The sequence below is a fragment of the Amycolatopsis sp. SID8362 genome, from assembly GCF_010550475.1.
Lineage (GTDB): Bacteria > Actinomycetota > Actinomycetes > Mycobacteriales > Pseudonocardiaceae > Amycolatopsis > Amycolatopsis eburnea.
Genome location: NZ_JAAGNB010000448.1, coordinates 1 through 5,577 on the forward strand (window position 1 = coordinate 1; position 5,577 = coordinate 5,577).

General features: G+C 73.1%; 6 protein-coding genes. 2 read left to right on the forward strand and 4 right to left on the reverse strand.

Annotated elements, in window-relative coordinates; translation table 11 throughout:
• A partial coding sequence (locus G3I65_RS14180) for a PhzF family phenazine biosynthesis protein (RefSeq protein ID WP_160696528.1) occupies window positions 1–302 on the reverse strand: 302 nt, incomplete at its 3' end.
• Window positions 299–1,210 (reverse strand): NAD-dependent epimerase/dehydratase family protein, encoded by a 912-nt coding sequence (locus tag G3I65_RS14185; RefSeq protein WP_160696529.1) that lies wholly within the window; start codon window positions 1,208–1,210, stop codon window positions 299–301. The genes G3I65_RS14180 and G3I65_RS14185, both read right to left, overlap by 4 nt.
• Before the next feature lie 161 nt (window positions 1,211–1,371).
• Between G3I65_RS14185 and G3I65_RS14190 the strand changes: the two genes are divergently transcribed.
• Window positions 1,372–2,580, forward strand: a complete 1,209-nt coding sequence (locus tag G3I65_RS14190; protein WP_160696530.1) for an ROK family transcriptional regulator — start codon at window positions 1,372–1,374, stop codon at window positions 2,578–2,580.
• A 362-nt stretch (window positions 2,581–2,942) separates the two neighbouring features.
• On the opposite strand, the gene G3I65_RS14195 is transcribed toward G3I65_RS14190, so the two are convergent.
• Window positions 2,943–3,521: a hypothetical protein gene (locus G3I65_RS14195; protein WP_160696531.1), complete on the reverse strand. Its 579-nt coding sequence runs from the start codon at window positions 3,519–3,521 to the stop codon at window positions 2,943–2,945.
• A 9-nt stretch (window positions 3,522–3,530) separates the two neighbouring features.
• Entirely contained in the window at window positions 3,531–4,160 is a 630-nt protein-coding gene (locus G3I65_RS14200) for a hypothetical protein (protein WP_160696532.1), read from the reverse strand.
• A gap of 85 nt (window positions 4,161–4,245) precedes the next feature.
• Between G3I65_RS14200 and G3I65_RS14205 the strand changes: the two genes are divergently transcribed.
• Window positions 4,246–5,577, forward strand: a 1,332-nt coding sequence (locus tag G3I65_RS14205) for a thiamine pyrophosphate-binding protein (RefSeq protein ID WP_160696533.1), incomplete at its 3' end; no start/stop codon positions are given.

The following is a 5,577-nucleotide window of genomic DNA, read 5'->3' on the forward strand; positions in this document are numbered from 1 at the left end:
AACACGCGCCCGCCCGCTCGGAGCGTGGCCCGGTGGGTCCGCTCGCCGGCGCGGTCCGCGAGGACGGCGAGCGCGGCCACCGTCCCATGGCCGCACGCCGGCAGCTCCCCCTCGGCGGTGAAGAAGCGAAGGGAAACCCGGTCACCATCGTGGGAGACGAACACGGCGTGCGACGCGCCGGTCGAACCCGGCACCCGGCGACGCTCGTCGTCGCTCAGCGGCACCTCGTCCAGCACGGCGGTGGGGCTGCCGCCCGAGCCGTCGCGCAGGGCGGCGTTGACCATGGTGATCAGCATCTTCATCCTCCGGCATTCTCCCGCAGGAGGTCGTCGAGCGGGGTGGGCTCGAGGTCGAACGTCCGCTCGGTGTGCGACGAGTCCAGGATGAACGGGCGCCGGAACTGGTACTGCATCTCGGGCAGCTCCCGAATCATGGGTGAGGTGAGGCCGGCCGCCTTGAGCAGCCACATCGGCATCGCGCGCAGCTTCGGCTCCGGCACGCGCGCCACGGCGGCGAACCGGTTGACCAGCTCCCGGACCGACAGCGCCCGGTTGGTCGGCGCGTGCCAGACGCGGCCCCACGCCCTGTCGTCCCGGCTGACCGCGACCAGCGCGCGGGCCGCGTCGCGGGTGCCGGTCCAGCTGTGCGGGAGGTCCAGCGCGGCGGGCGCCAGGACGGGTTTCCCGGCGAGCACCTTCGGCGCGACCGTCAGCGTGAACACCGAAACCGCGCCGGCGCCGACGAAGTCGCCGGCCCGGACGGTGGTGACGCGGACCCGGCCCGCCCGGTGCGCGGCCAGTGCGTCGTTCCACAGCCGGGCCCGGACCGCGCCCTTCCGGCTCGTGGGCGCCAGCGGGGTCTCCTCCGTCATGGGCTGCTCCACCTGCCCGTACCCGTACAGGTTGTCGAGCAGGACGTAGTCCGCGCCCACCGCTTCGGCGGCCTTCAGCACGGCCGCGGCCAGCGGCGGGAATTCGGCGGCCCAGCGGTGGTACGGCGGCGCCGCGCAGTTGATCAGCGTCCGCGCCCCCGCGCTCAGCTCGGTCAGCCGTCCGGCGTCGGACGCGTCGGCGGCCACCCGGGTGATCCCGGGGTGCGCGGGCCCGGTTCCCCGGCGGGTGACCAGGCGGACCTCGTGCCCGGCCTCGGCGAGGAGTGTTGCGGTGGCGGCTCCGGTCCCCCCGGCGCCGACCACGACTGCGACCGACATGGCCGTCCTTTCCGTTGTGGTGCTTGCGAAACACAACTCTTCCCGGGACGGCCCCGGCACACCAGTGGCCGGAACGCCAGGTATCCGGAGAAACCGGCCAGTCCGCGCGAAGGGTACGTTGGTACGAATCCGGCCCGAACACTCGACGCATCGGACACCACATGGAACTGCACTGGGACGGCTCGAAGGTCGGGTTGGACCAGGAGGAGATGCGGCGACACAATCGCGGCGCCTTTCTTCGCCTCGTGCACCTGAGCGGCGGCGTCTCGCGGGCCGAACTCGCGCGACGGATGAACCTCAACCGAAGCACGATCAAGACGCTGACGGCGGAACTGAGCGCGGCGGGCCTGGTCCGCGAAGTGACGCAGACCGACCACCGGCACCAGGGCCGCCCCTCGCTCATCGTGTGCCCGGAGACCCAGCGTTTCCACGTCTTGGCGTTCGACGTCGCGGTGGACCGGCTGGTCGCCGCCCGGATCGGCCTCGGCGGCGTCGTCCTGGACCGCAGGGTCGCTGCCCGGCGCCGGTCCGGAGTCGACCTCGACTACGTGGTCACGACGCTCGCGGAGCTCGGCCGCCAGCTGACCGAGGCGGCGCCGTCGACGTCGACCTGTGTCGGCCTCGGCGCCTCGTACTGCGGAATGATCCGGCCCGGCGACGGGACCGTCCGGTTCGGCCCCGACCTCGGCTGGGTGGACCAGGCGTTCGGCGCCGAACTCGCCCGCCGGCTGGGCCTGGGACTGCGCGTGCCGGTGGGGAACGAAGCGCACCTCGGAGCGCTCGCGGAGCACCTTCGCGGGGCCGGGACGGGAGAGCAGAACCTCGTCTACCTGCACGGCGACGTCGGCGTCGGCGGCGGGATCATCGTCGGCGGCACGCTGCTGGACGGCGACGCGGGGTACGGCTGCGAGCTGGGCCACATGGTCGTCAACCCGCACGACGGGCGCCCTTGCGGCTGCGGCTCCAGCGGGTGCCTGGAGGCGGAAGCCGGTGAACGGGCCCTGCTGGACGCCGCACGCCGACCGGCGGAGGTCTTCGGTCGTGACGCCGTGCGGGCGGTGGCCGAAGACGCGGCCGCGGGCGATGCGGATGCCCTGGCCGCGCTCGATTACGTCGGGGACTGGCTGGGGATTGGCGTCGCGAACCTCATCAATCTGTTCAATCCGGCCGTGGTCGTCTTCGGGGGGATGTTGCGGGACGTGTACGCCGGTGTGCTGCCGCGAGTACGTGGGCGCGTCGCACGCAATGTGCTGCCGGTGGCGAAGGAAAAAGTGCGCTTGAGCGTGTCGGCTCTCGGGGACGACGCCACGCTGATCGGCGCCGGCGAGCTCGGCTTCTCGCGGCTGCTGCGCGATCCGCTGGGGTCGTAGCCGAACGCGTGGTTCCGCGGGACGTCAAGCCCAAGCGCGGTGACAACGCCTCGCCCAGCAAGAACACGTTCGCCGGCCGTGGGAGGACCACCCCGTACCTTCCGCGGCGGACCGCGGTCAGCACCGCCTTCGCGACGTCGTCCGGCGACAGGGGCGTCATGTGGCGGAACGGCGGCGGCATCTCGGCCACGTCCACGTCTCGCGCACTGCCGCCAAGTCGACATCACGGACTCGACCTTGAGCCGGCCGTCCTCGGTGAGCGCGACCTCCCGGATCCCCTTCGCGTCAGCGGAGACCGCCTCGATCCAGCCGTGACCGAGCAGGAGATTCAGGTTGCGGCTGAGCGTCAACGCGCCCACTGGTCACTCTTCGCCGACGGCCGAAGCGGCGTAGTGCACAAGCGACATCCCGGCAGCCACCCCGATCATGGTCAGCACCCCGCGCGGCCAGAAGATGTGACTGTCCAGAAAGGACACACTGGCGGCCAGGAGGAGCACCCCGCCGGGCAGCGCTCGCCGGCCGGCCCGCGCGATCGTCGCGAGGACGATCAGCACCGACGCCGCGAGGAAGCACCCGGCGCCGATGTGGCCGAGCAGGTCACCGACCTCGAACAGGGCGCCGACTGCCGGGGTGACGCCGTGCTGAACGTCCGTCACGGTGCCGGCGGCGATCCCGGCGACCGCGTCGAGCCCGCCGTAGAAGGCCGCGAAACCGAACGCCGCCACCCGGCCCGGCCGGCGCAGCCACGGCGACGCCGGCGCCAGCAGGAGCCACTGCGCCACGGCCGGCAACGGGAACACCGGCAGCAGGACGATGTGCAGCACGGCCCACCGCTGCGCCGTGGCCGCGTCCAGCACCCCCGGATGAGCGGCACCGAACCCCGCCAGCAGCAGGCCCGGCACCGCGAACAGCGCGGCACGGAACGTTCGTGAACCCGGCACCGGCCGAGCCTAGCGACGGCCGGCGGACAGTTCGCGCCCCGCTGTGAAGAACCGGACGACAGCGGCCACTCCCCCGAGTTCGGCCAGCGTCCGGGCCGCGCCGAACGGGGCGTTCCAGAACTCGCCTTCACGGCGTTCGAACGGGCCGACGTAGGCGTACGGCTCGGCCAGGAACCCATCACCCGGCGAAACGCCGTAGTTCACCTCATCGAGCGAAATCGCGACGTCGAAGTGTTCCGGCCACAGGATCGGCTCAATTCCGGGCGCGAATTCACGCAGGGCGCGGTCCCCGTCGGCGAACGCGGTCAGCACCCTCTTGACCGCACCACCGTCGAGGGCGATCACCTCATCGGTGCGCACGCCCGGACCGCCCCCGTAGACCCCGGCCGGCTCCCCCGCCTCGAGACCGGCGGCCGAAGCCACCTCGTCGTACGTCCGGCCGTCCAGCGCGAACCGGCCGGACGCCGTCAGCAGCTCGTCACCTTCGACGCGCAGATCCGGGCCCGTGGCCGTGGCGAAACCGCCGTCCACCACGCGCAGGTCGATCCGGCCGGTGGCTCGGTGCTGCGGCCCGGCGAGCAGCAGCTCGGCCACGCCGTGCAGGGATCGCCGGGTGGTCACCGGCTCGGTCTCGGTCATCTTCCGCTCCTCGTGTAACGCCCGGCCCCTTCCGGGGCACTGAGTCTGCCGTCACCGCAGTGTCCGCGAAACCAGGAGGCGTTACATGGCCGAGAACGGCTGGCACCGCGTCGATCCGGCGGACGTGCCGGACGACGGCCGGGTCCGCGGCGTCACCGTCGGCGGGCGCACCGTCGCGCTCTCGCGGTGCGGCGCCCGGCTCGGCGCGCTGGAGAACCGCTGCCCGCACCAGGGCGGGCCGCTCGGTGAGGGCTCGATCGAGAAGGGCCTGCTGCGCTGCCCGTGGCACGGCTACGACTACGACCCGATCTCCGGGCGGCCGCCGGAAGGCTTCTCCGACGGCGTCGCGACCTACCCGGTCGAACAGCGCGACGACGGCGTGTACGTGCGGGTTCCGGCGCCCGCGCCGCACGCGCGGACGGTCGCCGACGTCCTGGTCGAGACGCTCGTCGCCTGGGGCGTGCGGCACGTGTTCGGCATGGTCGGGCACTCCAACCTCGGGTTCGCCGAGGCGCTGCGCCGGGCCGAGGACCGCGGCGAACTGACCTACATCGGGATCCGGCACGAAGGCGCCGCCGCGTTCGCCGCCAGTGCGTACGGCAAGCTGACCGGCCGCCCGGCGGCCTGTTTCGCGATCGCGGGCCCCGGCTCGACGAACCTGCTCACCGGGCTCTACGACGCGAAGCTGGACGGTGCCCCGGTGCTCGCGATCTCCGGGCAGGTCCCGTCGAAGGTGCTGGGCCGGGGAGCCTTCCAGGACGTGGATCTGTCCGCCGTGTTCCGGGACGTCGCCGTCTCCACGACGACCGTCCACGGCGGGAGCGACCACGCGGAACTGGCCGCGCTGGCGGTCAAGCACGCGACCGACCGCCGCGGTGTCGCGCACCTCGTGCTGCCGGACGAAATCCAGGTCCAGCCGAGCGACGCGCCCGCGGCCACCCCGGACGGCCGGACCGCCGATCGCCGGACGCTGCCCGCCGTCAGTGCCGTCGAAGCCGCCGCCGCGCTGGTCCGCGACGCCCGGCGCCCGGTGCTGATCGCCGGGCACGGCGCCCGCGGCGCCGAACTGGAGGTCCGCCTCCTGGCCGAGACGCTCAACGCCCCGGTGCTCACCACGTTCAAGGCGAAGGGCCTGGTCCCCGACACGCACCCGCTCGGCGCGGGCGTCCTCGGCCGCAGCGGCACACCGGTGGCGAGCTGGCTGATGAACGAGGCCGACCTGCTGATCGTCGTCGGGGCGTCGTTCTCGAACCACACCGGGATCGCCGGGTACAAACCGATCCTGCAGATCGACGACGACCCGGGCGCGATCGGCCGGTTCGACGCGGTGACGACGTCGCTGCTGGGCGACGCCGGGCTCACCCTCACCGCGCTGGCGGGCGCGCTCGGCGAGCCGGCAGCCGAGGACCAGCGGCCC